The sequence below is a fragment of the Ketobacter sp. GenoA1 genome, from assembly GCF_003671475.1.
In the GTDB taxonomy this organism is placed as follows: domain Bacteria; phylum Pseudomonadota; class Gammaproteobacteria; order Pseudomonadales; family Ketobacteraceae; genus Ketobacter.
In genome coordinates, this window is record NZ_RCHM01000032.1 from 82,846 (window position 1) to 109,001 (window position 26,156).

Genomic DNA, 26,156 nt, shown 5'->3' on the forward strand with positions numbered 1-26,156 from the left:
AGTTGAACGCTGGTAATTCTGTTGTTTCCCCGCCTGTTAGGGAGAATCAATGGAATCATCTACTGGCGGATGGTGCGCCGGCATGCTGCCACGCGCACTGGCGTTTTTTGTGTTGTCGCTATGGGTTTCCAGTGCCTGGCCCGTGGTGGCGGACAGTCTGACCATTGGCAATGCCAAAGCATTATCCCTGGGCAATGCCGTGACCGCCGATCCCCCCGGCATTGATTCTATCCACTTCAACCCGGCCGGCCTGGCCCGCATCAAGGGGCGGGTGTTGCAGCTTAAAATGGTGGCGGCGGATTTTTCGGTGGTGATGGACATTGGCGATTACGTGGATGCCCGCAAGAACCGCCTGCAGGAAATGGAAGCCACCGGCTTGTTCGAAGACGGTTATTTTGATGACGAAGCGCACATGAGCACCAGCGAAACCGAAGGCGCCGCGTTGATGTTGCCGTTTTTTGGTTTAACCGAACTGCCGGCCATTGCGGCGCCGTTAGGTGGTGCATCCTATTCCCCTCCGGGCAAGGATGTTACCTTCGCCACCAATGTTTATGCGCCGATGATGGTGGGTTTTTATCGGCAGGAAGACGACCCCGGCCGATTTATTGGCGAGCGTATGTCGCTCATGCACCTCACCTATTTCTCGCCCAGCTTTGGTTTGAAAGTGACTGATGAATTCGCGGTGGGGGCGGCTCTGACCTTCAATTATGTTGGTGTGGGTATGGACCTGCCCATACGGGCACCCCATGCGGGTCAGCTATTTCTGGGGGATCTGCAGAGTCAGTGTGACTTTGTGTTGCGGGAGGAGTTTGTTGGCTTTCAGGACCTGGCCCCGCAGTTATGCCGGGGGGAACGCCTGGGGTTGTATAACCAATTAGCCTATCTGGAATTCGAAGTGGAACAGGAACTGGTGCCGGGGCTGAATGTGGGCCTGTTGTGGAGCCCCACCGAATGGCTGACTCTGGGGGCCAATTATATTCACTCGTTTCCCATTGAAATGGATGGCTGGTTCCGCTGGACCAATGGCGATAACTGGGTGGCGTTCATGGAGCCACTGTTGCAACCGGATGCCAATGGCGTTTCCCTGGCGGGCCAGTTGAACTCGGCGCTGTCGCTCATGGGATGGTCGTTTCCCCAGGGCCAAAACCTGACCGAAGGGGATGCCAGTATTGCCATGGAGATGCCGGAGCAACTTATGTTGGGGCTCAGCTTGCAGGTCACCGATTATCTTAAGGTCAATGTGGATTATAAGTTTTCCGGCTGGTCCTCCTGGCAGGTGTTGGAGGTGACGTTTTCCGAACCGGTGGACTTTCTGCGCTTGGCGGAAATTATTCAGCCGGATCTGGCGGGCAAGCAGCGCATCGCGTTCCCGCTAGGGTTAGAGGACACCTGGAACTGGGCGCTGGGTGTTGAATACCAGTATTCCACCAACAGCGTAGTGCGGTTTGGGGTGGAGGATCGGCCCACCTCGCTGCCGGATGATGGCTTGACGCCCTTGTTGCCCTTGGGCTCGGGCACATTGTACGGTGCCGGTCTGGGCCTGAAGCTGGACAGCGATGCGGTGATAGAAGTGGGCATCGGCTACATGAAATCCAGCCTGGAGATGCCCGGTGGCAGCGCTCAGGTGGGCAACTCACTGGACCCTTCGAAACTGATTTACAGCCCCTATGCCGGATCGGACCTGAATGTGGAGCTGGAAATGTTCCTGCTGGAATTCAGCATTTCTCAGCCGTTCTGATTACTGACCCAGGGCATGGGCCTGCCGGGCCAGCTGCAGAAAGCTGGGTGGCTCACCACCGCCGTACACTTCCAGTGCGGCGCCGCTGATATAGGCCGCTTTAGTGTTGTCCGCCAGAAACAGGCAGGCATTGGCGATGTCGGCCGGCACGGCCATGCGTTGCATGGGCAGGGATTCCTCGATCAGTTTAATGCCGGCAGAACCGCCATAATGATCGTTGGCGGCCTCGGTTTTGATCAAACCGGCGATGATGGCGTTGACCCTTACATTGTGGCTACCCCATTCCTGTGCCAGGGAGCGGGTGGCATTGATCAGGCCGGCTTTGGCTGCGCCGTAGGCGGTGGTGCCCGGGGATGGGCGCTGGCCGGACACGCTGGCGATGTTGATGATACTGCCGCCCCCTTGTGGCTGCATGGCATGGTAGGCCTGTTGTGCGCAGATCAACGGGGCAATCAGGTTGAGTCGGATCACGGCTTCGGTCAGCTTGGGAGAGGCACTGGCGGCGTCCACCGGTGGGCTGCCACCGGCGTTGTTGATCAGCACGTCCAGGCGCCCGCTGTGCTGCAGAACGGCATCGATCAAGCCCTGGGTGGCGTCGGGCTCGCGCACATCAACCGCAAAAAAGATGGCGCTGCGGCCATTGGCCTGTGGCAGCGGTTGCGGTTGACGGCGGCCGCAAATAAAAACCTCGGCACCGGCCGCCAGGAAGGCTTCACTGATACCGTAGCCGACGCCTTTGCCGCCGCCGGTCACGATTACGATTTTGCCGGAAAAATCAAACATGTCGCGCCTCTATTGTTGTACGGTCAGGTATTTCCAGACGCCGTTGGCACTGCCTACCAGCACGTCGCCGCACCAGGCTTTGCCTGCCATGAAGGCCATGGATTTGCTGGCGTGGGTGACTTCGCCATAGGCCTGCAAAAATTGGCCGGCCACCATGGGAGCGAAAAACTGGGTGTTCATGGAAACCGTTACCGCCGGTTGCATATCGCGGCTGATGCAGGCATTCATGCCCAGTGCTTCATCCAGAATGGTCATCAGCAAACCACCGTGGCCGCGGTTGTTGCCTCCGATGTGGTGGGCCTGTAACAGCACCCCGGCCCAACCGCGCACGCTGCCGTCTTCCATTCGCTCCCGTTTGTAGAGAATGGGGCCGCAATGATCGGAATAGGCGGCAAAGCCCGAGCTGTCGAAACCTTCCGGGATAGTGCCCATGGGCTTAACCTTTCTCCAGTATGGCCGCACCGGTGGGTACACCGGCACCGGCGGTAATCAGCACGTGATTAACCCCCGCAACCTGATTCACCGAGGTGCCGCGAATCTGCCGTACCGCTTCGGCAATGCCGTTCATGCCATGGATATAGGCTTCCCCCAGTTGTCCGCCGTGGGGGTTCACCGGCAGTTTGCCGCCGCGGGCAATGTGCCCGTCCTTGATGAAATCCTTGGCCTCGCCGCGATCACAAAAACCGAAGGCTTCCAGTTGCGGCAGTACCCAGGGTGAGAAGTGGTCGTAGAGGCAAGCCACGTCGATGTCGTCCGGGGCTAATCCGGCCATGCTGTAGACGTCCCCGGCGCAGGCATCAAATTCGGCAATGCCGGAGAGGCTGTCACCGTAGAACGGCGTCATCATGCGGGACTCTTTGACAATGCTCTGGCGGGCTCCGGCGATCAGTGCCGGAGTATTGGCCAGGTCACGGGCGCGTTCCACTGAGGTCACCACAAAGGCCACGGCGCCATCGCTTTCCTGGCAACAATCGTACAGGCGTAGCGGGTCGGCGATCATGCGCGAGCCTTGGTGCTCTTCCAGTGTGATGGGGCGCTGGTAAAAGAACGCATTGGGGTTGGTGGCGGCGAAATCGCGCATGGCCACGGCGACCCGGCCGAAATCTTCGCTGGTGGCGCCGTATTCGTGCATGTAACGGCGCGCACTGAAGGCAATCCAGGCGGCCGGTGTCATGAAGCCGTAGGGAAAATAATGGCTGAAGTTGATGATGTTCGGGTCCAGCGGGCTGTTGTTCATCATCTGGCCACTGCCGAAGCGCAGGCCGGAGCGTTCGTTGAGGGCGCGATAGATCACCACCGTGTCGCACAGACCGCTGGCAATGGCGGTGGCCGCGTGCACAAACGGACCGCAGGCGGCGCCGCCGCCAAACTCCGTGCGGGCGAAAAATTTCAACTCGTTGCCGCCGACTTGACGCAGAATTTCGTTTTCCCAGTTGTTGTCCATGCTGAAGGAAGCCATGCCATCAATGGCGCTGCCGTGGAGTCCGGCATCATCCAGCGCGGCCTTCACCGCCTCGCAGGCCAGTTGCATTTCACTGCGGCCGGAATCCTTGGAAAACTCCGTGGCACCAATGCCGACGATGGCGGCTTTGCGGGCCAGTGTTGCGGGGGATCCAGATTGGCTCATGATGCGTTACCCCCGTGCCCGGCTGGGTGGGCAAGTTGTACCACCGCCACGCCGCTGACGTGATTGCCCATGCCGTTTTTGCCTTTGAACGTCACGTGGGCCAGCTGCTGTTCGCCATCCTCGCTCAACTCAATGACCTCACCGCTCATGATCATGGTGTCGCCGGGAAAGTTGGGGGCGCCCAGGTTGAACTGGATCTTCTTGATACGGCTGCCGGGGCCGGCCCAATCGGTGAGGTAACGGCCCACAAAGCCGTTGGTGGTGAGAATGTTCATAAAAATGTCCGGTGTGCCTTTGGCAATGGCGGCGTCCTTGTCGTGGTGCACGTCCTGAAAATCCTGTGAGGCCAGTGCGGTGGAAACCACCAGGCGGGCAGTGATGGGTAATTCGAATTCCGGCAGGGTGTCACCCACGCGCAGCTGTTGGGCATAAACGTTGTTGAAGTCTGTCATGGCCGCCTCCTTATGCGTTGTCTGCAGCGTGGAACAATGGCAGGGTCATACCTTCCTGCACGTTGGTGAGCTTCATCGCCACAGGCATACCAATGCGGATGTCCTCCGGTTTGGTGCCCACCAGTTGCGAGACGATGCGAACCCCTTCTTCCAGCTCCACCAGCACGATGGCGTTGGGGTAATCGAAGGGCGGGATTTCCGGATAGTGCATTACGGTGTAGGTGTACACGGTGCCTTTGCCCTTGGATTCAATGGTGGTCCAGTTCAGTGATTGGCAATGTTCGCACATGGGTTGCGGTGGGTGGCGCAGTTTGCCGCAGTCACTGCATTGTTGGATCAGCAGCTTGCCGTCACGCAGGCCCTGCCAGAAATGCTCGTGATCATGGTTTTCCACCGGGTGGATACGGTTGATCTTGGTGGGGGTGCTGCTGGGTTTGGCGCCGGGGGGCTGCTTGGGAACCTGATATTTGAAATAGGTGATTTTCGCTTCCGCAAACAGCTCATCGTTCTGATCCATGAATTCCGCCAGTTGGGTCACAAAAAAGCCCTTGCCGATGGCGGTGGTTTTCAGGTCGCTGACGTTGATGATGGTGCTGTAGTGATGGGCGCGATCGCCTTCCTCCAGATAGCGGTGAAAAGTCTGGTCGTAGCTTACCGCCATAATGCCCGCGTAGCCTTCTGCTTCCAGGGCATCCAGAATCTCAAACAGGTTGTCGGTGGTGGAGCCGGGGCCGTCGTTGCCGTGCACATCCCGCATGGACCACATTTGCATCATGGCCGGCGGCGCAACGGCCCGGTCCCGGTTAAATTCGCTGTGCGTGCCGCGGTAGTCATCATCCAGGTAGAGGGGGTTGTTGTCCCCCATGGCGCTGCACCATTGCCAGATGTGGGTGCGGGTCACCGGATTCCAGCTGTTGTAAGGCCCCACGCGTTTGTGCATTAACGGTTTGATTCGTTCAAGAATCTCCGCAGGCGACGCTTGCGACATGGCTACTCCCTCATGTGCGGTTGATCATTCTTGTTATGGTTACCGCTGGATTGTAACCAATTATGCATATATATTGCAATTATAATGCATAATTGGTTCCCGCAGGCTCAGGCCGCCGCTGCAGACAGCACCAACTGGGCCAGATCCTGTTGGCAGTCTGCCAGATCGGTGGCCTTCAGGGCCAGTTGCTGGCCGATAATTTTTTTGGCCTGCATAAACTCCCTGGGGCTGTTGATGCAGTCCGCGGCGAGGATTTTATCCCCTTGTAGATACCAGGCCACAAACTGGTGGGAATCCGGGCTGCCCCGCAGCACCACGCGATCATAGCCTTTATTGAAACCGGCAATCTGCAGCTTGATGTGGTACTGGTCAGACCAGAACCAGGGCAGGGCGTGATAGGCCCTGGCTTTGCCACAGAGGGTGGCGGCGGCGGTTTTGGCCTGCTCCATGGCGTTGGGTACGGATTCCAGGCGCAGACGATAGCCCAGCAGATCGTTGGGGTGGAAGGTGCAGTCACCGGCGGCCACGATGTCCGGATCGCCGGTGCCGGCAAATTCATCCACCACGATGCCGTTTTCAATGGCGAGCCCGGCGGCGGCGGCCAACTCCGTATTGGGGATGACGCCGATGCCGATGATAACAAGGTCGGCGTCCAGCACCAGGTCGTTGTTGCACTGAACCTGTTGTACCCGGCCGTTGCCAAGGATGGCCTGCGCCTGGGCGTTGGTGATGATGTTTACACCCTGTTGCCGGTGCAGCCGACTGTAGTAGTCCGACAGCTGCGGCGCGGTAACCCGTTCCAGTACCCGGTTCATCATCTCCAGCACCGTGACCTCCATGCCCAGCTTGCGCAGCGAGGCGGCGGTTTCCAGCCCAATGTAGCCGCCCCCCACGATGACCGCTTTGGCACCGGGTTTTACCTGTTGCTGTATGGCTTCGGCATCGGCCAGGGTGCGCAGGTAATGTACCCCGGCCAGATCGGCACCGGGAATGTCCAGCGTGCGTACCCGGGCACCGGTGCACAGTGCCAGTTTGTCGTAGGGCAGGGTTTCATTGTTGTCCAGAATCAGGGTTTTGCCGGCGCGGTCAATGGCTTTGACCCGGCGGCCCAGTTGCAATTCAACCCCGGCCTTGTCGTATACCGTGGGTTTGAAAATATCCAGTTCCCCGGCGGTTTTTTCCTGCATCAGCAGAGCCTTGGACAGCGGAGGGCGGTGATAGGGTGCCTGTGGCTCATCACCGATCAGAAGAATACGACCCTGCCAGCCTTCCTTGCGTACGCTGGTTGCCAGTTGCGCCCCGGCGTGGCTGGCGCCAATGATGATACAGGTCTGTTGGTCATTCATGCTCTGGGCTCCTCATGCTTTGCAGTGGCCTTCATTTTTATTGTTGGGGTATTGATTAGCGGTTGTTGTTTAAAGTATACGGTGTATACTAATTCATTCAAGGGGTGGCCTGTCAATTGCCATGTCCCTAAAAAGGTTTTACACCGGGAATTTCATCAGCAAGTGATAAGAAAAAAGCAGGAGTAGAGAGATGCCGACTTTAGAGATTACAGACCTGGCGGGTAACGTGACATCCCTGGAAGCCAATTCCGGCGAAACATTGATGGAAGCGTTGCGGGACAACGGTTACGACGATGTGCTGGCCATTTGCGGCGGGGTTTGTTCCTGTTCGTCCTGCCATTGTTATATTGAAGATGGATGGAAAGAGAAGTTGCATGCTCCCAGTGAGGATGAACTGCAGCTGGTAAGCAGTACTGAGCATTATAAGGATAACTCCCGTCTATCCTGTCAGATTACGCTGACGGATGACATGGACGGCATGAAGGTCACCATTGCCCAGCAGGATTACTAAGCCCGGCACAACAGGACTATGCGGTCAACAGCGATTGCTGTTGACCGACTGTTTGGTCTGCATGGGGTCTGCCCGGAGTTGCTTTACTGTGGCCGGGCTTTGTAGTGAAATTCATCTATGACGACTTCATCAGACAAAAAATCATCAAAACGAACCTACGGTGGCCTGAGCGAGACCGAGCGTGTAAACGAGCGGCGCGAGCGTTTTCTGGAAGCCGGTCTGGAAGTGTTCGGCAGCCTGGGTATGCGGGGTGCCACGGTGCGCAAACTGTGCAAGGAAGCCAGTCTTACCGAACGATATTTCTACGAATCCTTCACCGATACCGACGATCTGTTTTGTGCCGTGTTTCGCCGGCAGATTGATCTTAGCGCCCAGCGTTTTCTGGCGCTGTTACCGAATCTGCCCGAGGAGCTGGAAGACCGTATCAGCGCTTGCCTGGAATTGTATTTCACATCGATGCGCAATGACCGTGTTGTTCGCGTGCTCTATATCGAAAGCCTGGTGGGTACCGATCGGGTGAAGGAAATTCTACACGAGAACGTGGTGGCGCTGTCGGCATTGGCATTAACAATGTTGCGCATGGACAATCCCGATTTGCAGGTATCCGATGATTTTGCCAAGGCTTTGGCGGCCGCCATTAATGGCGCGGTGTCGGCGGTGGCGGTGCATTGGATGCTGAGTGGCTATGAGATCCGGCAAAATGTGTTGGTGGAAAGCAGCACCCTGATGGTGTTGGGTACCATGCGTGAATTGAAAGCGCGCTACTCTGCCGCTTAACTCTTCCGCTTGACTCTTCCATAGGGCGGCGCAGGTTCAGCCGCGCCGCCATCTTAAATGTTGAAGTCGTATCCATACTGCTTTTTTAGGTCTTAATTGAGGGCGGAGGTGGGCACCATGGGCAGCACCACACTGGACGGGTACTGCGGACTGATATGAATGGTGGTCACCCCGCCTTCCGCCATGGCCTGGCGCGGGTAATTCAGCATGGCCTGAGCCTGGTTGCTGGGGCTGATGGAAATTCGCAGTTTATTGCCCTGGCGAATGATGGCGCTGGTGGGGAATACTTCAATTTGCATTTTCACCACTTCGCCCGGTACCAGCGGTGCGCTGGTGGCTTCTGCAAAGGGGTGATAGGGCTGAATCATCACACCCTCCACAAAGCGGGAGCGGGATTCGTCCACCAGGCGGCCGGAGGCCAGTAGCTGGCCATTGGTGATGGGCAGGGATTGGCGCGCGGACACCTCTTCAACCTGCACGGAGACCACCGCTTCGGTCACTGTGCTGTCGATCCAGATATCGGCCTGGATGGGGCCGTTGATGTAGTAGTCTTCCGCCATGGGCTCGGATTCAAAAATCACCCGCTGCTGGGGTACCAGGTCGCTGTTGCTGAAGCAGGCCTTGGGCAGGTTCAGGCCCAGTGTCCATTGATCGAAACTGCGTGAACATTCGGTGCCGTCGTTGATGTTCAGCTCCACACCCAGCAGGCCATTGGCATCGTAGGCGAAACCGCTGGGATGTTCCGGTTGGGTCATCTGCGGGCCGCTTTCTTCGGTGGTGGGTGCGGTTTTGCTCAGGCCCTGATCTTCCCGCAGATACCAGCGCTCCGGTGTCATCAATGGGTGCGGCCAGTCAGTGGCCGTGGCGAAGTGATCACCCTTGAATTGGGCGGGGGTGCTGGGGGTAGGATAGTTTTTCACAAACTGGGTAACCTGGGGCATGGATTCGGTGTTGGTGTCGATGCCTTTCAGGTATTTGTCAAACCACTGCAGCAGCATCAGATCCACCGGCGGCACGGTTTCATTACCAATGTGGGTGGCCACAAAGTTCACAAAGTGACTGCCGTCATAGATTACCAGGCGGCTGTCCACTCCTTTGTTTTTGAGAATCTCGTACAACAGCGGCTCATCCCGCTGAAACAGGTCGTGCAAGGCACCCAGAATCAGGGTGGGGGCTTCCACTTTATCCATATTGGTAATGGGTGAGCGCAGGCTCCAATACTCGGTCTGGAAGTTATAGGTGGGCTCGCCGTCCAGGGCCTGGTTGATCAACGGCAGAAAATAGCTTCTCATCTGTGCCACATGTTCGTCGGTGGCGCTGATCAGATGCTGCATGTGTTTGGGGTTGAGTAGCGATGTGGGCACGTTCTGGGTGGACGTGAAGTGGGTCAGCTGCAGCCAGCGGCTCATGAACAGGCCATTGAGCATGCCGCCGATGCCCACGGTGCCGCGCATGGCGTCGCCCATGGGCAGGCTGACGAAGGCCGCGTCCACCAGGTCCGGGCGTAGTTGTGATGTGAACAGCGAGGTAATGGCCATGTAGGATACCCCCGCCACCCCCAGTTTACCGTTGGACCAGGGCTGGGTTTTGGCCCATTGCGCCGCATCGGAGTAAGCGGCTTGTTCATTGGGGCCCAGCAGATCCCAGCCGCCGCTGGAAGCGCCGGTGCCGTAGGCATCCACCGCCACCTGCACATAGCCCCGCCGCACAATAAAGGAATCGGTAACACCCAGTAGCAGATTACCCGGTACCTTGCCCAGCAGCAGGCTCATCAGGTTGGTGTTGTAGGCGGATTGAGTGAGGATAACCGGGAACTGGCCGGGTATCGGCTGGCCGTTCTCATCGGCGGGAACGGTAACCCTGGCGCTCAGTTTCTTGCCGTAAATGGTATCGATGAACTGCAGGGGCAGGTTCACCGCTTTGGGGTATTCTGCGGCCCGCTGATAGATAGTGCCGCTGCCACTGGTTTCCAGCACCGCCTGGGCATCGTCGTTGAGAATGATCTGTTCATCAGCAGGCAGGGGTGATTCAGTGTTACCAGCGGAGGTTTCTGCTGGATTGCTGGTGCGTTGGCTGCTGTTGTTGTCATTGGAAGCTGAATCCTCTCCAATACAGGCGCTCAGTAAGCCCCCTGCCACAACGGTGCAAAGCAGTAGGCGGATAGATCGATGGATTCCCTGGTGCATTACTTCGTCCCCAAACATGACCTTTTGTACGGACGTTGCATAACTCACGTCGTGCGACAGAGTGCATCGCAATAGCTCGTCCCGGTCTGGTTGTTATTGTTGGCAAGCATCCCTTGCTTGCGTGTTTTATTTATTGTTGAGCGGTCATTGTGTTGCTTGTCGCGGCGGTATTGCAGGCAACCGTGCGCCGCCATAATATTTGTGATGCCATAATATTTTTTGACAATGGGTATTGTCAAATCGAGTTTCCCTTACAGAACAAACAGGTAGGCGTTCCCCGGGCGGGGAAGTGTCTGATAGAAAAAGGAAAAAGCCCCACTTGTGGGGCTTTGTAGTAGAAGGGTAATGATTTGCAAATCAGGCCCCTTGGGCAACTCTGGTGGCCGTATCTGCTGCCGGAAAGTCGGCGGATTCGGGGCGTATTTCCTCCACTTTCACGATCACCCCCACGTCCGGTTCGGTTTGTCCGCCGATCTGGCGCGGTGTTGGCCAGTTGGCGCCACCATCGTGAATGGAGCTGAAACGAACCCGGCGGGCAAACTCCGCAAAGATGATCCGCAATTGCTGACGCGCCTGGTTCATGCCCACACAGGCCCGGCGGCCGCCGCCAAAGGGGAAATACTCGTTAGGGCCGAACTTGTTGTTTTCAAGCCAGCGTTGCGGCCGATATTCTTCGGCATCATCACCGTACACTGATTTGTTGCGCTGGGTGAGGTAAATGCAGGGGAACACGCAGTTGCCTGCCGGTATCAGCCAATCGCCGATCTGGGCATCCTGGGTCAGCCAGCGTACCGTGCCCACCGCAGACGGTGTCAGGCGCTGGGATTCATTGAGGCAGGCGGTCAGGTAGGGCAGCTCAGCCACTTTCAGCGGATCAAACCTGCCTTCTGCGGCAATGGAGGCTTTCACTTCCTCGCGGATGCGCTGCAGGACCTCGGGCTTTTTCAGCAGCCAGAGCATAAACCAGGCCGAGGTGGCAGCGCTGGTTTCGTGGCCACCGATGAGCAGGCCAACGGTTTCTGAGATGACCCGTTCTTCTGCCAGCAGGTTGCCGTCTTCATCGGTGGCCCGTGCCAGCACCGACAGCATGTGGCTTTCCCCGGCATCCATGCGGGCACGAATGGCGCGAATATCCTGCCGGATCATGTCCGCCAGTTGTACCTTCAGATCGATGGCCTGTTTCCAGGGGAACAGGCCTTTCCTGCCGTTGCCGAAATCCCCTTTCCGGGTGCGTTTCAGGTAGGCCTTGTTGAGCATGCCGCGGTAACGTTTGGCGCCGATCATGGAGCCCACGGCAAAATTGGCGTCGCTGCAGGCAGACAGCAACCAGCCCAGCATCAGCCGCTTGTAGGTGTCCTTGCGATCACCCCGGCGTAAATTGAAAACGGTGTAGCAGATCACATCCAGTGTGATGTCGCCCACCAGGCGTGGAATATTGAATTCGTCCCCCACCTGCCAGGCATTCAGGTGCTCGGTGACAATATCATGCATCACCCCGGCCCGGTCTTTCAGGCGGTGGGTGTTGAGCGGGGGGATGATCATCTTGCGGGAATCCTGATGGGGTTTCTGATTCAGGAATACCGTGTTGTCCTCCCCCACATCCATAGGCAGTTGGGTGCGGGAGGCGTCGTACTGATCCGGCCTCAGGGAAAACACATCCTTGATGGCTTTGGGATCGGAGAGGATCACCATGGGGCCCTGTCCGGGCAGGCGCAGGGTAAAGTAATCACCGAAGGTCTGTTGTTGCTTTTCCAGGTACTGCCACAGTCCATAACCCATGTTCATGGCCTGTTTTACTTTCATGTCCCTGGGGCCGGGTGGCAGCTGTGCGGTTGCCGTCATAACGATTCTCCCTTGTCACCGGTTCAATGCTGGCGTATCCGTGCCGCCGGAAACAGGCTCCGGCGGCGATCCTGCAGGGAAAGGAATCAGTCGTCTGCGTCCTGCAGCTCCTGTTGTTTTTTCATGTTGTCCCAGAACCGTTGTGGTACGTGCTCGTTGGGCACTTTAACGAAACTGGCTTCGGTGGGATCGCCGTTGGTATAGGATTGCTCGCCGCAGCCCATGCCATCCTCATCGAAAATAAAGAACAGTGCCATGCGGATGGTGAGCATGTACACGGCGTCTTCGTCATCGGGTTCGATACCGAATGCCACCGGCAGCATGGCGCCCGGGTACATTTGATGCACGTTGCCTTCCAGCACCAGGGTGTCTTCACCGACGATGAACTTTTCCAGTTCCAGGTGAATGACAAACAGGTTGAAGGTCACCAGATTACCGTAGAATACACACAGCTCATCATAGGATTGCGGCTGGATGCCTTCCATCAATCCGTCATCACCCTTGCCCCAGCGACGGTAATCCTGGCGCCGCTGTGAACAGGAGGCCATCAGCGTTTCATAATCACCTTTGCACTCGGCACTGGCATGGTCAACGAAGTTCTGGCAGATCAGCTTCTGGCGCTCGGTGACGCACTTGGGCAAGATGTTGTCGCGCACAAAATTGGCCAGATAATCGGGATCAAACTGCTCAAAGGGAATGGGGCGTTCTGGTAGGGTTTTACCAATGTACATGGAATCCTCTCCTGCAATATTTCTCGTTTTTGTTGTCATGGCTAAGATACAGGTTTACACCGTATACCTATTTGGCAGGGACATCAATAGCGCGCGCGCCGGCGCCCGACCCGTGGTGTCAGGCCGCAGCTTGATCACGCTTTTAGTTGCAGGGTCGCGAGTATCTTAAGTTAATGATTTTATGAATAATTATGCCGCCGGTGGTTGGGCTCCGGCGAACAGCAGGCGAAGTTGGGTATCGTCCATTTGGACTACGCAGGAGGAGGTCACCCGAAACACGCTGCGGGTGATCAGCCAGCGGTTATCCCGCCTCTCATAGTCATCTTCGTAATAGCCCGCCAGTTGGGTCAGGGTCTGATGGTGGTTGTCGATCTGGTGGAAATATAGATCCCAGACGGCACTGGCCTGGTGTGGTGAATGCCACTGGATGCGGGCATTCTGGCCATGATGCATGTCGATGATGTGGGCGTGGCAGGCAAGCTCTTCATACAGGCTCAGAAACTCATCCCGCGTGGTGAACGTGCCCAGTGTGCCATAGTCGATGTGTACTGCACCGGCGGCAAAACACTCTCGAATGGCAGCGATGTTTTTGCGATCGCAATGATGCAGATAGGCTGCTTTCAATTGTCGAATCGCTTCAATGTCTTCCAGCCTTTGCAGGCGTTGCTCCAGTGCGTTCACCGTTGGTTCTCCTTTGGCTTCTCCCGTGACTTGGGGATTTGGGGCTGAAGGGGGTGTTCGGCCCGTTGTTTCAGGGCATAGGCCATGGCGTTGAAACCATCGCGCATGGATCGATAGAACAACCATTTTACCAGTGGGCTCAAGGCACCGCTGATGTGATCCTCGGTGTGATAACAGCAGCGCCCGTCCGCCAGTGCTTCGACGGTTTGCCAGCGGCGGGCTTTCAGGATGCTGTCGTGCAGCATGTTCATGCCCCAGCCAAGGGATTGCGGTGGCTTGACGCCGGTGATGAATTCCCGCTGCAGGCGTTTGCCGCGCCCGGGCAAGTTCACGTGCAGCTCCACCGGGCTGCCGGGCTTGAAGCTGGTCACCACTTTTTCGGTAAAGGGATTCCACTCGGGATAGCGTTTCAGGTCGTAAAGAATCTGCCACACCCGTTGTTGCGGCGCGTTGATCTCAACCCGGTCGGAGTAAACAGTAAAGCTGGGCATCAGGCGGTACTCGCCTGCCCGGTGGCGTTGGCGCGGGCAGCGTCCTGTGCTGAACCGGTGCCGCAATCGGTAGACGGCAGGCTGTCAATCCACGCCAGGGTTTCATCCCACAGGCGTTTGCCTACCTGTTCATGGTTGGCCTCGGGGTTGGGGGCCGCGGCGGCACAGCGATCAAAGTAGCGTCCGCCGGCAAGCCCCGGCGCCGTGGCGCAATAAATCTGGGTCTGTGCCCCCTGGCGCGGGGTCAGCATAAACAGCATCTGCAGTGGATTAACCCACTGCAGTAACCGTTGCATACGTTGGTTGGTTTCCAATCCCCGGATGGCGATATTGGTGGCAATGGAGCCCGGGTGCAGGGCGTAGCTTTGAATGTTTCTGTGCCCGTAGCGTCGTTGTAATTCAAAGGCTGCGTGCACCAGGCCCAGTTTGGATTGGCCATAGGTTTGCCAGGAGTTGTAGGGCTGGCTGGCATGAAACAGTTCGCTGTTAAGCCCCTTCTGGTGCAGATGTGATGCCACAAAGACCACCCGCGCCGGTTCTGACACTGTACCGGATTGCTCCAGTAACGGCAGCAGTCGCCGGGTCAGGTGCATGGGCCCCATAAAATTGGTGCGCCAATGAATTTCGAAGCCGTCGGCGGACAGGTGCGGCTCACGCCAGCTGCCGAGGATGTCGGCGTGGATGCCGGCATTGTTGATGAGAATGTGCAGGCTATCACCGATGGTGTGGCGGTACCATGCAACAAAGTCTTCCACGGAATCGGCCCGGGTCAGATCCAGGGGGTGGCCGTGCAGTTGGTGGTGAAAACCATCGGCCTGCAGTTCACGCCGCATCTTTTCAACACTGGTATCGGTATTGCTGCGGGTGGTAATAATGACCCGGGCGCCCCAGGCGGCCAGGGTGATAGCGGTTTCATAGCCGATGGAGCCGGGGGAGGCGCCGGTGACAATGGCGGTTTTAGGGTGTAGATCAACGGGCATTGCCATGGGCGGTTTGGTCAGCAGACGTCGCGCGACGCTGCTGACTGCCGTGGTGACATCGCTTAAAGGCATTCCTTTTCCCTCTGGTTGGTGTGCAGAAACGGTTGGATCAGGTCGCCACTCATGGCCCACAGCCGCTGTCCATTGGATGGATCCAGTGCCAATGGGGACGGTTGTTTTTCCCGCATCATGTGCAGGTAGACACCGCTGCGGCTGGCCATGTCATCAGCGCAGGCCAGGTAGCAAACCGGAGCGGCGGCCTGCTGCGGTGAGCGAAACAGCAACTTCATAATGGGCGACAGGATGGGCTTGATGTAGGCCGGTGATTCCCGCGCGATATTGGAGGCGATGGGGCCGGGGCAGAGGCTGTGCACCGCAACGTTCAGTTCGCCGTTGGGGTTCAGGCGGCGATGCAGTTCCTGGGCAAAAGTGGAGAGATGGAGCTTGCTTTGGCCGTAGAATTTCATTCCGTCCTTGATGCCGTAGTGGTGAAAGGCGGCAAAGTGATCGAAGTCGATGGGGGCGGAGGATTGATGGGCTTCGGAGGAAACAAACACCACCCGGGGAACATCGGCCCGGCGCCCCTGCAACGGCAGCACGCCATCCCGGCACCAGCGCGCCAGCAACAAGCGGTTCGCCAGAAAGTGAACGGCAAACATGATCTCGTAGCCCTGTGGTGTTTTGCGCGCATGCAGCGGCATCAGGCCGGCGTTCATGACCGCGATATCGAGTTTGATATTGCGCGCCTGCATCTGGTCACACAACCGTGTCACCGAACGCAGATCCGATAAATCCACCGCCAGCATCTCGACGTTGGGGTTACCGGAGGCACGTTTAACCTCTTCCCCCGCAGCCGGAATGCCACTGCGGCAGGCCATGATGATATGTCCGCCGCGCCGCGCCAGATCGATGGCCACGGCTTTGCCCAAGCCGCTGTTGGCGCCGGTGATCAGGCAAACTTTGCCGTCGATGCGTTGTGCATCGGGTAAGCCCGGTAATTGTTCCTGCCGGCTGAACAGATCCAGCAGAGCGGTAGTGACCGCGCTGATCACACCTTTGTGGCCGACGCCGCTGGCCCCGCGATTGTTGTGATTATTGTTCATAGGGAATTCCATAACGGCGGCGGTAGAAAGCAGTCTGTGTTTCTATGTCTTCCCGGGTCAGGCCAAAATCCTCCAGCCGGTAAACGTGCTTGCCGTAACGGTGTTGCACGTTGCGTTGGCGGGTGGCTTCGGCGGCCTGAGCAACACGTTCATCAAAGGGCAGGCCGGCGGCTCGGTAGATGCGCGCTACTTCGGCAATGGGATCTTTAAGCAGATCGTAGTAAGACACATCAATAAAGCGTTGCGGGTTGGCCCGCTCACGCACGTCGATGGACACTTGCATGAGTCGATTCACTTTGCGTACCCAGTGGCGGGCCACGTCCCGTGCGTCCACCTGATCACTGAACACGCCCCGGCCGTGGGCGACCATGCTGCAGAACGAGCCGGTGGTTTTCTGCGGGTCACGGTGAGTTTGCACAATGGTGGCCTCTGGAAACACCTTAAGGATGACATCCAGATACTCCATGTGGTGTGGGGTTTTCAGCACCCAGTTGGCCGCCGGCCGTTGCCAGGTGAGAATTTTCAGCAGTGTTCGCAGGTACTCGTAGGCCGGGGTATGATCCTGCTTTTCCAGCCAATTTGCATAGGTAGGAACGTGCAGGGTGGCTTCCGGGGATTGGCTCATAAAGCTCAAATCCAGTAACAGCACATCCTCCTCCGGGGCATCGTGTTCCACCGGGTGGATGGCAAAAAACTCCGGCGCCAGATAGGCCAGGCCTTTTTCCGCCGTGCGCGCCATGGCGATCCGTTTTTTGGGATTGCCGGTTTTCTCCCTGGGTAACGGCAACGGGTTCAGGGCCTCCCAGGAGAGCAGGGCACGCATGTTGGGATCGGCGGCTAAAAGCCGGTGCAATGTGGTGGTGCCGGTGCGCTGCAGGCCGGCAATGATGATGATTTTGCCCAGGTCAATCTGCAGAATCTCCGGGTGCGCTTGCAGTAATTGCTGAGCCCGCAAGCGCACCATCAGGGCCGCTTCCAGACGGTTTTTCTGGATCAGTTTGCCCAGTGGAGTGAGGTTGGCTTCCTCATTGATGGCGTTCACCAGCACCGACAGCGGTGTGCGAAACCATTCGTCGCCGAAATCCGTGAGCCCGCTTTTGCGCCGGGCGTTGGCAATCAGTTGCTCTGTATCCAACTGGCCCAATACACCCATCTTCTCGGCCACCCGTCCGGCGCGGTTAAACAGGGCAATGGGCAGCGGCCGGTAGGGTTTATGGTATTGATTGCCGGTTTGCAGCGGTTTTTTCCCCATGATGAACTCTTATGCTGTAGCGGTTTGTTGTTTTGTTTGTAGCGACTGCAGTTGCGACAGCTTGACGACGCGTGTACTGGGTTGCGGATGTTGCCGGGCCCTGATCCAGCGAAAGCACATGGTGCCGCTGGCATGGCCGGTGGTGTTGATCCAGTTGGGCAGCCCCGGGTCCTGGTGGGCAACGATAATGCGCACCGAGCCATCGTCTTCAAGTTGTGCCAGGTGTTTGTTGGTGTGAATCTGGAAATGGGTATAGTCCAGGGATTCCATCCAATAGTTATTCAGCTGGAAATTCCAGTGCTCGCATTGCGGCGGGGTGACTTCGATGAGCAGGGCCTCATCGGCGGTCAGCGCCCAGTGGCTGTGGTAGTAGATAATGTTGGGATCACCGCCGGCGGCAGTGGAAACCTCAGGATCAAACTGAGGCAGCGTATTGCTGTGTTGTTGAAAATCCCGGGCCCATTTGGCAAACAGCAGGGAGGCGCCTGCCACCAGCGTGCTGGTAGATCTAAGCCCGCTGTCCACCTGCTCCGGGGTGACCCTGCCGGGGACGGCAGTTTCGCCCGGCGGGCAGATGCGCTCAATGCTCAGCTCTGCCGGTGTTTCCCGTTCCCGATCCAGGAACGTTTGGCGTACGATCAGGTTGCCGCTGTTCGGTTGCATGGGCAGCCAGTTGTTCGGCTGGGGCTGGCAGCTGACGATGATTTCGAAACAGCCATCGTCATCAATGGCCAGCTGAGATGCCTCCAGGTAGCCTGATGGCGGCATGCCGCCCCCTTGCCCGTAGTGTCCGATCTGGGTGCCAAAGCCCAGGTAGTGCACACTGTTGCGGCGGCCGCGGATGCGGTACTCGTATTCACCGCTGATGCAGGCGGTCTGGTAGTAGTTGTCCGGATTGTCGGCGCCCATTTTTACGGTCTCGTGTACCACCCGGTGCAGTACCGGAGCCTTGGGATCGGCGTGCTCCACAAACGCCATCAGTCCGGCCCGGGTCAGCCGCGTCAGGTAACGATAGCCTTCCGCCTGATTGAAGGCATCCTGGGGGGTGCCGGGAAAACTCAGTGATGCGCCGGCGGCTTTCAAGGTGTCGCAGAATTCCTCCCAGCTCTGGCCGGAGAGAATGCGTTGCTGGGCCAGGGATTCCGGCGTCACTCCGCGCAGCTGACGCCACCACAAGGTGATTTTGCGAAATCGGTTGAGAACAGCAATGGCGGTTTTCATTGATAGCACTCCACGGTGTCAGCCCAGGTACGCCTGTCCGCCGTCAATGGCAATGCTCTGGCCATTGATATAGGCGCATTGATCGCTGCACAGGGTTGCCACGAAACGGCCAATGTCGGTTTCACAGTCACCCACTCTCTGCATGGGCAGGGAGCGGATAAAGGCCTGGGATTCCTGCGGGTTGTTGTCCATCCACCACTGTAACCCCGGCGAGGATGCCAACGGCAGGATGACATTGCTGCGAATGCCATCCGGCCCCCATTCGCAGGCGGCGGCCCGGGTCAGTGCCCGGATTGCGTCTTTCACAGCGGCGTACCCGCCATAGCCGGAGCTGTCCCAGCGTTTGGCGGCAGTGGAGGCCAGGTTGACGATGCAGCCCCCCGGCTTCAGGTGCGGATAACACAGTTTCATCAGTTTAAAGGTGGCGCGGGGGCCCGAACGCCAGCCGTTGTCCAGCTGCTCATCACTCAGATCCAGCAACGAGCCCAGGCACATCTCCTGGGCATTGTTCACCAGAATATCAATCGTGCCGAAGTGGTCGACCACCTCCTGCACTGTGTGCTGCAGGGATTCATCATCCATGACGTTGCACTGAATGGCGATGGCCTGTGCGCCCCGTTCCCGGATCAGGTCACAGGTGTGCTGGAGTTTTTCCAGGGTGCGCCCGGTTACGGCAATGCGGGCCCCGGCGTCGGCCATGGCCAGCGCAATACCTTGCCCCACGCCCTGGCCGGCACCGGTGATCAAGGCGACTTGGTTGTGCAGGGAAACAACAGGTTGCTGGATGGCCATGACATGTTACCTATCAATCATTAGTTTTTTATCGCACGTTAAAGTATGATCCCTATAAATGCAATATATATTGCAAAAAGATCTCAATAATGGGTGGGTTACCATCAAGCCGACGGTATAAGGGGCTTGGGTGATTGGAGTGAGGGGGCTTGGGTGATAGGAGAACCGGGATGATAGGAGGGCCGGGATGATTGGAGGCTTGGAAATTGATTGGCGACAACGGTATGGCCCATGGGCTGTGGTGGCGGGGGCTTCCACCGGAATCGGTGCCAGCTTCAGTGAGCAGTTGGCCGCCAGGGGGCTGAATCTGGTGATGATTGCCCTGACGGGAACCGGCCTTACGCAGCAAGCGGCCCGGCTGGAACAGCGCCATGGCATTGCAACGCTTTGCCTGGAAATGGACCTGGCCGATGCGTCGGCGGTTGCCCGCCTGCCGGACCTGATTGCCCGGCGGCAGGTGGGCCTGCTGGTGTACGTCGCCTGCCATTCCGTGATCGGTGAGTATTTGCAGATTTCGCTGGCGGATAAACTGAAAATGGTGGACGTGAACGTGCGCGGGCCCTTGCTGTTGATTGATGCGCTGGCGCCCGCCATGCAGCGCCGGGGTCATGGCGGTATTCTGCTGATGTCGTCCCTGTCCGGTTTTCAGGGTAGTGCCATGGTGGCAACCTATGCAGCTACCAAGGCGTTCAATACCGTGTTGGCAGAGGGGCTCTGGTCGGAACTGCAGGAAGACGGTGTGGATGTGCTGGCCCTGGTGGCCGGTGCAACCCATACACCCACGTTTGATGCCTTAACGCCCCGGCACCGGCAAAAAACCGTTTATCCCATGCAGCCGGATGCGGTGGTCAGGGAAGCTCTGCAGCAGTTGGGGCGGCGGCCCACACACATTGCCGGACGCTTGAACCGGGTGGTGAATTGGGTGTTGCGGCGTATACTCAGCCGGCGCAATGCCATACGCTTTATCAGTCACAATACCAAACGGGTTTACCGAGACGAACATGGCAGAACAGATTGAATCAATTCGCCCGCGGGCGGACTCCACCCGGGAACGCATACTGGATGCGGCAGAACAACTGTTTGCCCACAACGCATACGAAGGTACAACCTTGCGGGAGATAGCCACCCTGGTGGGTATCCGGGAGCCGAGCCTATACGCCCATTTCGCCAACAAGGAAGCCATCTACGATGGCGTGATTGACCGCGCCCTGATTCCTTTCAGTGATGCGCTGCTGGATTGGAGCATGCCGAAGATAACACTGCAGACGCTGTTTGATATGCCCGCCCGCTTGCTGGCGCTGCACGCACGGCATCCCTACTGCGCGCAGATTCTGCATCGGGAATTTACCAGCCAGCCCCACCGCATCAGCCTCAAAGTACTGCAATGGCAGCAGCAGTTTGTGGAACAGTCCCAGCGCTTCATGGCAAGCCTGCCGGAGACGGATTCGGATTCAGTGCATAAAACCCGGGTGGTGGCCAACATGATGACCTGCACCAATGTGATTCTGGGAATTTTTTCGACGCGGGGCATGCAGCAGCGTTTACTGGGGGATGAGTTTGACGAGGCCACCATGATGGAGGAGCACCTGCGCCTGGCCAACAAAATATTCCGCAGCCTGGTGCTGTAACGCCCCGGGGGATGGTCACACTGCTGTCAAATTAGAGTCATGAAGCCATGTTAGGTTGCTGGGTCCGTTGTGACTTCTGTGGATGAACTATGACGCTTCCGTTTGCTGTTCCGTATATTGCGCGCCGTGCGGCGCTCATGCTGGTGTTGACGCTGGCTGCCTGCACCATGCAGAGCCCTGTTGCGCCGGCCCCGGCCACTGACCACTTTGTCGATGAGCATCAGGCGGCGCTGCATTTTATTCAGCCGATATTCAGTGTGCTGGATTGTGAGAAAAAGGGCGAGATAGAACAGGGCGAGGTGGATGAACATTTCTTCGAGCTGTATTTCTTTGCCGATCGCGATCGATCACGGAGTATTTCCGCGGTTGAGTTCGCCCAGTCCATGCCGCATTCCACCCCACAACAGAACCTGTATCTTTTCCAGAGAATGGATACCGATCGCAATGAGTTGATCAGTGTAGAGGAGTACCGGCAATTTGTTTTTGCGGCATTGCAGGTGGCCGACACCAATCAGGATGGCAGTGTTGATGAACAGGAGGCCGCTGTGCATGCCTTTCGACGGGCCGGGAGGCAATGATGGCGCAGATACACATCCATAACCTGTTTCCGGTGCCGGTGATGCGGGTGGAGGGGTTTCTCAGCCGGCGGGCCACAGACGACGTGCTCGCCGCGATTCGCCGCTCACCGCAATTGAAAAATGCCCAGACTGACTTGCTGGCCCATACGGAAGTGATTCGGCCGCAGCAGAACCCCCACTATCAGCAACTGGATGAACTGGCACAGGAAAGCCTGCGGGATTTCGGCTTCCTGTTGTTTGGTGAAAACCTGAATTGGCACATCAAGGAGATGTGGATGAACCGCCTGTCCCACGGTGGGCATCAGGTGATGCACTCCCATGCCAACAGCTTTATTTCCGGTGTGATATATCTAACGGATTCAGATGAGTCGGCCCGCACCGTGTTTCACAACAGCATGGGTAGCCGCCAGTTCGTGTTTTCCAACCAGCATGCACAATCCACTACCACTCCCTACAATGGAGAGCGTTGGGTGGCCAGCGATATGCGCCGTGGTGATCTGATGCTGTTCCCCAGCTACATGTTGCACGCAGTGCCCCGCAATGAAGGGGGTGAACGCATTACCATCGCCTTTAATGCCTTGCCGGAACGCTTGAGAAGCTGGGATTACGAGGTTCGTTTCGCAGGCCAGTGATGCCTTCAGTTACCGAATAAATGTTGGCGCAGTTGCAGGGCTTCCATTTGCTGTGGGCTTGCCTGCTGTAATTCCGACAGCAAGCGGTAAGCCGCCTGGGGTTGCTCCCGGGCCAGGCCGCGGGCACTCATCAACAGTGTGCGATAGGCCGGGGTGAAATCTTCGCTGCTGCGCACGATGTCCAGCAATGGCGCTTTACTTGACGCCACCAGCTGACCGATATTTTGGCTGCCCCGGGCGTGGTGCCCTGCTTCGATAAAGCGATCCCGCGCCTGCCAGTAGGATTGCAGGCGCCGGCCAAATTCCGTCGCTGCCTCCGCATCAGGCAGCAGACTGCCGCGCAAGGGTGCCAGGGCCTGCAGCAATCTGAGCAGGCGCGCAGAGGGCTGATCCTGGGTTTGATAGACAAAGCGCGGTGCCTGGTAGGCAACCACGGGGAAATCATCGGTATTGATGGGGCCGGCTCCGGCAAAACGCGCCAGGGCCCGGGTGTCTCCCAAAAAGCCGCCGAACAATGCAAAGTCGGAATTCAGCCGTCCCTGCACCAGCTGTTGCTGCAGGGGCGGGTAGTGTACCCGCTGCTGCAACCAGTTGGCCTCGTATTGCGGTGCGCTTTGAAAGCCCGCCAGACACAGGATCGGTTGATCCAGGCTGAAGTGGCCCAGGTGCAGCTGGGCGATGGGGAACACGTCGATGAAGGTACGGATGATGGTGCGCAAGGTATCCAGATCCAGTTGGAACAGCGGCAGCCACTGGCAGAATACACCGTCGGGGGCAAGGCGATTCCTGATGGCAGAAAAGTGCTCCCGGGTGTAGAGCGAGCCGGCCCCATCCCGTGATGGATGAAAGATCTCGGCAATGATGACATCAAAAGCAGCATCACTGGCAAGCACAAAGCGCCGTGCATCCGCCGCAATGATAGTCGGTGAGTTATTCCAGGCGGAGGAGGTCACCTGCACACCAAAGTGTGGCATGAGTTCGATTGCTTCCGGTATGAGTTCAACGGCGGTGGTGTGCAGATCCGGGTAGTATTGGCTGGCTTCAAATGTGATGCCGGTACCCAGCCCCAAATACAACGCGGATTCAGGCAGCCCCTGCAGCAGAAGGGGAAGGTGTGACTGGCGATGATCAGAGAACCGGGAGGCGGTACCGCCCATGGTGAAGTGGTTGTTCACTTTGAGATGACGGGCCCCGGCGGTGTCTTCCACCACGGCAACCGCCGCCATGATGCCGTCGCGGTAGTCGAGAACCCGGCTGTGCGTACTGCTGTTGATAAAGCGCAGGGGCACAGGTTGCAGTAACATCCCCACACAGAGCAGGGCGGGAATTGCTCCGTAGCGCAGCCGCAAGGGCCACTCGGTGTTGCGCCGGGTGGCCGCCAGTAACAGGTAACCCACAGGGATAAGCAGCAAGGCCACCTTGGCCCCCAGGGCCGGCAACAGAACGATGCCGAACACCAGTGGTGCCACGGCGGCACCCAGGGTGTTCCAGCCCAGGGCATGACCCAGGCCATTGCCGCCGATGGCGTGGCTGGCCAGATGACTGAACAGCGCGCCCATGCAGGCAGTGGGCGGCAAAAACACCAGGGCGGCCAGCATCAACTCGGCCAGGATGGCATTGACAGAGCCCGATCCCATTCCCTGCAGCAGAAACGGGTACAGGGTATTGGCCAGCCACAGGCAGCCGATTCCCAGCAGGCAGAACACGCTGGTCATGCTCAGTAACAGAGTCAGTTGATGCTGAGCGTGGCTGGCGCCGAGCCGAGCCGACAGCCTGTGCTGATAGAACCCGGCGCCGATGCTGATACCAACCAGGTACACCGCCAGCACTACCGCAAAACTGTAAACCGTGTTCTCGAGCACCTGGCTCAGCACTCTCACCACCAGAATTTCATAGCCGATACCCAACAGGCCGCTGCAGAACAGAATCAGTGCGCGGGGAGCGGTGGCAGGAGCGCAGAGCGCAACCGGGGTGGTGGTTGGTGACCTGGTTTGGTGGAAAAACAGCACGGGAACAGACAATGCGCAGAGCAGGTTGATGCCGGCCAACATCCATTGGGTGGTATGCAGCCCCAGATTTGGAATCAACAAAAAGGTCGCACCCAATGTGCCCAGAACCGCACCCAGGGTGTTTGCCCCATAGAGTCCGGCGACGGTGCCGGATTGCTGCCATAACATGGAACTCATGCGCTCCATCGCCGGCAGGGTGGCGCCCATGGCAAAGGTGGCCGGCAGCAGTACCAGCAAAGAGGCGCCGAAGGCGATACACCAGTGACGTAAGGCGGAGGGGGTGGCCCCCATCAGGGTGGGCAGCCACTCATTATACAAGGGGATCAGTTGGGTCAACATCAGCGACCAGAAGGCGATCGCCAATTCCAGCCCAAAGTACCAGTGGTGTGGATAAGCAGTGCTGCGCATGAATCGGTTCAGGGTAAAACCACCCATCGCCAATCCCACAAAGAAGGCGGCCACCACGGCAATCACGGCAATCATTTCGTGGCCCAGTGAAACCGTCAGTAACCGGGTCCAGACCATCTGGTAACCCAGGCCGGCCAAGCCGGATAAGATGACCACCAGCAGAAACAGGGGATACCGCACCTGGATCATGACCCGGCTGCACCTGTAACGAAAAGCGTGAAGGCCAGATACAGGAAACCGATCGCCGCGATCCAGCTACCACCGGCGCGCACGGCGATGATGCCCCAGGATCGTTGGGTGATGAGCTGATGGCTGGCGGCGGTGAGGATGCTTACCAGCAAATAGGCGGCACAGGTAACCCCGGCCAGGTAGAGCACCAGCCCCTGGCCAAACAGTTCCGGCATGCCGTTGGCGTACCCGTGACTGAGCCCGGTTGCCATCACCAATGCAATGAAAAAACGGGGTGGCAGGGGCCGGGCCGCAAGCACCAGGCCACCCAGCACCAGAAACGAAATCAGGTTTATCACGGCAATCCATTGCTGTGCCGGCAGAGTGCTGCCCAATGCCGCGCCCGCCAATACCGCCAGAGGAAACAGCGGCAATGCGGTGCGCGCCGACGCGGTGTTCTGTAAACCTGCCACCAGGGCCAGCGCCAACCAGGGAATGAGATGGGACAGTGTGATCACCGGGTGCAGCAAGCCGGCGTAGTACTCGCCGAAACGGGTGGAAACCAGATGGGCATGAGCCCACTGTGGCGTGAGCAGACAGAACAACAACAGCCATCGTTTCATGGGATTACATCCAACCCAGGCTGGCCGCCGAGAAGTACACACCCAATGCGGCGATCATGCCGCCCAGGCCGCGTATTGCCCGGGTACCCGCAGGCCAGCGGGTGAGCGTGCCCAGTACGATGCCCACCAGGTGCAACAGGCCGGTGCTGATCACAAAGCCTACTCCATAGGCCAGGGGGTTGGCCGCCGCCGGCAGTTCGGTGCCGTGGGCATGGCCGTGAAACACCGCAAAGCAGCCCACCAAAAGCGCGGCGATCTCCAGCGGTGGGCGCAGGCTGAACAGCACCATCAGGCCGAGAATCAAGGCAGAGAGGGCGATGCCGGTTTCGATGGCAGGTAACGGCAGGCCTGCCAATCCCATGACCCCGCCCGCCGCCATGACCATGGGAAAGGTTATGGGCAACAGCCAGATGGCAGGTTTACCCAACTGGGCTCCCCACAGTCCAACCGCCACCATGGCCACCAAGTGATCCAGGCCAAGCATGGGGTGCAAAAATCCGCTGCTGAGGCCACCGGCGACCCCGGCCTCGGTATGGGCGTGGGCCGGGTTGGCGACCGCACAGATGAGCAGCAGCACAAGTGCGCCACACATTGGGTGCGAAGAGGATA

At 58.2% G+C, this 26,156-nt stretch carries 26 protein-coding genes; 7 read left to right on the top strand and 19 right to left on the bottom strand.

Annotation, left to right across the window (positions count from 1 at the left end; translation table 11 throughout):
* Positions 1 to 49: 49 nt before the first annotated feature.
* Positions 50 to 1,738: an OmpP1/FadL family transporter gene (locus tag D9N13_RS13245; protein WP_290590849.1), complete on the top strand. Its 1,689-nt coding sequence runs from the start codon at positions 50 to 52 to the stop codon at positions 1,736 to 1,738.
* On the opposite strand, the gene D9N13_RS13250 is transcribed toward D9N13_RS13245, so the two are convergent.
* From D9N13_RS13250 to D9N13_RS13275, 6 genes are all read right to left on the bottom strand, one after another.
* A complete protein-coding gene (locus D9N13_RS13250; RefSeq protein ID WP_290590852.1) occupies positions 1,739 to 2,521 on the bottom strand; it encodes an SDR family oxidoreductase in 783 nt (260 codons plus the stop codon).
* A gap of 9 nt (positions 2,522 to 2,530) precedes the next feature.
* Positions 2,531 to 2,953 carry a PaaI family thioesterase gene (locus D9N13_RS13255; protein ID WP_290590855.1) on the bottom strand — a complete coding sequence of 141 codons (423 nt, stop codon included), beginning with the start codon at positions 2,951 to 2,953 and terminating at the stop codon, positions 2,531 to 2,533.
* A gap of 4 nt (positions 2,954 to 2,957) precedes the next feature.
* On the bottom strand, positions 2,958 to 4,148 hold the full coding sequence (locus D9N13_RS13260; protein WP_290590858.1) for a lipid-transfer protein: 1,191 nt from the start codon (positions 4,146 to 4,148) through the stop codon (positions 2,958 to 2,960).
* Positions 4,145 to 4,600, bottom strand: a complete 456-nt coding sequence (locus D9N13_RS13265; RefSeq protein WP_290590861.1) for a MaoC family dehydratase — start codon at positions 4,598 to 4,600, stop codon at positions 4,145 to 4,147. The genes D9N13_RS13260 and D9N13_RS13265 overlap by 4 nt, the downstream gene beginning before the upstream one ends.
* Before the next feature lie 10 nt (positions 4,601 to 4,610).
* Positions 4,611 to 5,588 carry a Zn-ribbon domain-containing OB-fold protein gene (locus D9N13_RS13270; RefSeq protein WP_290590864.1) on the bottom strand — a complete coding sequence of 326 codons (978 nt, stop codon included), beginning with the start codon at positions 5,586 to 5,588 and terminating at the stop codon, positions 4,611 to 4,613.
* 107 nt (positions 5,589 to 5,695) lie between these two features.
* Positions 5,696 to 6,934 carry an NAD(P)/FAD-dependent oxidoreductase gene (locus D9N13_RS13275; protein ID WP_290590867.1) on the bottom strand — a complete coding sequence of 413 codons (1,239 nt, stop codon included), beginning with the start codon at positions 6,932 to 6,934 and terminating at the stop codon, positions 5,696 to 5,698.
* 190 nt (positions 6,935 to 7,124) lie between these two features.
* Here D9N13_RS13275 and D9N13_RS13280 point away from each other — a divergent pair, with 190 nt between their 5' ends.
* Complete coding sequence (locus D9N13_RS13280; RefSeq protein WP_290590870.1) at positions 7,125 to 7,445, top strand: 2Fe-2S iron-sulfur cluster-binding protein; 321 nt, start codon at positions 7,125 to 7,127, stop codon at positions 7,443 to 7,445.
* Positions 7,446 to 7,562: 117 nt separating this feature from the next.
* Positions 7,563 to 8,222 carry a TetR/AcrR family transcriptional regulator gene (locus tag D9N13_RS13285; protein ID WP_290590873.1) on the top strand — a complete coding sequence of 220 codons (660 nt, stop codon included), beginning with the start codon at positions 7,563 to 7,565 and terminating at the stop codon, positions 8,220 to 8,222.
* 92 nt (positions 8,223 to 8,314) lie between these two features.
* Here D9N13_RS13285 and D9N13_RS13290 read toward each other — a convergent pair whose 3' ends face one another.
* The 10 genes from D9N13_RS13290 to D9N13_RS13335 all read right to left on the bottom strand — a co-directional run bounded on the left by D9N13_RS13290 (position 8,315) and on the right by D9N13_RS13335 (position 19,501).
* Complete coding sequence (locus D9N13_RS13290) at positions 8,315 to 10,408, bottom strand: CocE/NonD family hydrolase (protein ID WP_290590876.1); 2,094 nt, start codon at positions 10,406 to 10,408, stop codon at positions 8,315 to 8,317.
* 357 nt (positions 10,409 to 10,765) lie between these two features.
* The gene (locus D9N13_RS13295) at positions 10,766 to 12,250 is read right to left on the bottom strand and encodes a cytochrome P450 (RefSeq protein WP_290590879.1); all 1,485 of its coding nucleotides are present in this window, start codon (positions 12,248 to 12,250) and stop codon (positions 10,766 to 10,768) included.
* 86 nt (positions 12,251 to 12,336) lie between these two features.
* On the bottom strand, positions 12,337 to 12,981 hold the full coding sequence (locus tag D9N13_RS13300) for a hypothetical protein (protein ID WP_290590882.1): 645 nt from the start codon (positions 12,979 to 12,981) through the stop codon (positions 12,337 to 12,339).
* A gap of 189 nt (positions 12,982 to 13,170) precedes the next feature.
* Positions 13,171 to 13,662 (bottom strand): nuclear transport factor 2 family protein, encoded by a 492-nt coding sequence (locus tag D9N13_RS13305; protein ID WP_290590885.1) that lies wholly within the window; start codon positions 13,660 to 13,662, stop codon positions 13,171 to 13,173.
* Complete coding sequence (locus D9N13_RS13310) at positions 13,659 to 14,153, bottom strand: SRPBCC domain-containing protein (RefSeq protein ID WP_290590887.1); 495 nt, start codon at positions 14,151 to 14,153, stop codon at positions 13,659 to 13,661. The genes D9N13_RS13305 and D9N13_RS13310 overlap by 4 nt, the downstream gene beginning before the upstream one ends.
* Positions 14,153 to 15,205: an SDR family NAD(P)-dependent oxidoreductase gene (locus D9N13_RS13315; RefSeq protein ID WP_290590889.1), complete on the bottom strand. Its 1,053-nt coding sequence runs from the start codon at positions 15,203 to 15,205 to the stop codon at positions 14,153 to 14,155. Before D9N13_RS13315 ends, D9N13_RS13310 begins: the two co-directional genes overlap by 1 nt.
* Positions 15,196 to 16,236 (bottom strand): SDR family NAD(P)-dependent oxidoreductase, encoded by a 1,041-nt coding sequence (locus D9N13_RS13320; RefSeq protein WP_290590891.1) that lies wholly within the window; start codon positions 16,234 to 16,236, stop codon positions 15,196 to 15,198. The genes D9N13_RS13315 and D9N13_RS13320 overlap by 10 nt, the downstream gene beginning before the upstream one ends.
* Complete coding sequence (locus D9N13_RS13325) at positions 16,226 to 17,488, bottom strand: sulfotransferase family protein (RefSeq protein ID WP_290590893.1); 1,263 nt, start codon at positions 17,486 to 17,488, stop codon at positions 16,226 to 16,228. The genes D9N13_RS13320 and D9N13_RS13325 overlap by 11 nt, the downstream gene beginning before the upstream one ends.
* Positions 17,489 to 17,497: 9 nt before the next feature.
* On the bottom strand, positions 17,498 to 18,709 hold the full coding sequence (locus D9N13_RS13330; RefSeq protein WP_290590895.1) for a DUF1214 domain-containing protein: 1,212 nt from the start codon (positions 18,707 to 18,709) through the stop codon (positions 17,498 to 17,500).
* 18 nt (positions 18,710 to 18,727) lie between these two features.
* Positions 18,728 to 19,501 (bottom strand): SDR family NAD(P)-dependent oxidoreductase, encoded by a 774-nt coding sequence (locus tag D9N13_RS13335; RefSeq protein ID WP_290590897.1) that lies wholly within the window; start codon positions 19,499 to 19,501, stop codon positions 18,728 to 18,730.
* Between the two features lie 187 nt (positions 19,502 to 19,688).
* Here D9N13_RS13335 and D9N13_RS13340 point away from each other — a divergent pair, with 187 nt between their 5' ends.
* The 4 genes from D9N13_RS13340 to D9N13_RS13355 all read left to right on the top strand — a co-directional run bounded on the left by D9N13_RS13340 (position 19,689) and on the right by D9N13_RS13355 (position 22,339).
* The gene (locus tag D9N13_RS13340; RefSeq protein WP_290590898.1) at positions 19,689 to 20,519 is read left to right on the top strand and encodes an SDR family NAD(P)-dependent oxidoreductase; all 831 of its coding nucleotides are present in this window, start codon (positions 19,689 to 19,691) and stop codon (positions 20,517 to 20,519) included.
* The gene (locus D9N13_RS13345) at positions 20,503 to 21,129 is read left to right on the top strand and encodes a TetR/AcrR family transcriptional regulator (RefSeq protein WP_290590899.1); all 627 of its coding nucleotides are present in this window, start codon (positions 20,503 to 20,505) and stop codon (positions 21,127 to 21,129) included. Before D9N13_RS13340 ends, D9N13_RS13345 begins: the two co-directional genes overlap by 17 nt.
* A gap of 89 nt (positions 21,130 to 21,218) precedes the next feature.
* Positions 21,219 to 21,707, top strand: a complete 489-nt coding sequence (locus D9N13_RS13350) for a hypothetical protein (protein ID WP_290590902.1) — start codon at positions 21,219 to 21,221, stop codon at positions 21,705 to 21,707.
* Positions 21,704 to 22,339 (top strand): putative 2OG-Fe(II) oxygenase, encoded by a 636-nt coding sequence (locus D9N13_RS13355; RefSeq protein ID WP_290590905.1) that lies wholly within the window; start codon positions 21,704 to 21,706, stop codon positions 22,337 to 22,339. Before D9N13_RS13350 ends, D9N13_RS13355 begins: the two co-directional genes overlap by 4 nt.
* Positions 22,340 to 22,344: 5 nt before the next feature.
* On the opposite strand, the gene D9N13_RS13360 is transcribed toward D9N13_RS13355, so the two are convergent.
* Genes D9N13_RS13360 through D9N13_RS13370 form a run of 3 tightly spaced genes read right to left on the bottom strand, consistent with a single transcriptional unit; the run spans position 22,345 to position 26,124 of the window.
* Positions 22,345 to 24,945, bottom strand: coding sequence for a hypothetical protein (locus D9N13_RS13360; protein ID WP_290590908.1), 2,601 nt, complete (start codon positions 24,943 to 24,945; stop codon positions 22,345 to 22,347).
* Positions 24,942 to 25,547, bottom strand: a complete 606-nt coding sequence (locus tag D9N13_RS13365; RefSeq protein WP_290590911.1) for a HupE/UreJ family protein — start codon at positions 25,545 to 25,547, stop codon at positions 24,942 to 24,944. Before D9N13_RS13365 ends, D9N13_RS13360 begins: the two co-directional genes overlap by 4 nt.
* Before the next feature lie 4 nt (positions 25,548 to 25,551).
* Positions 25,552 to 26,124 (bottom strand): HupE/UreJ family protein, encoded by a 573-nt coding sequence (locus D9N13_RS13370; protein WP_290590914.1) that lies wholly within the window; start codon positions 26,122 to 26,124, stop codon positions 25,552 to 25,554.
* Between the last annotated feature and the right edge of the window lie 32 nt (positions 26,125 to 26,156).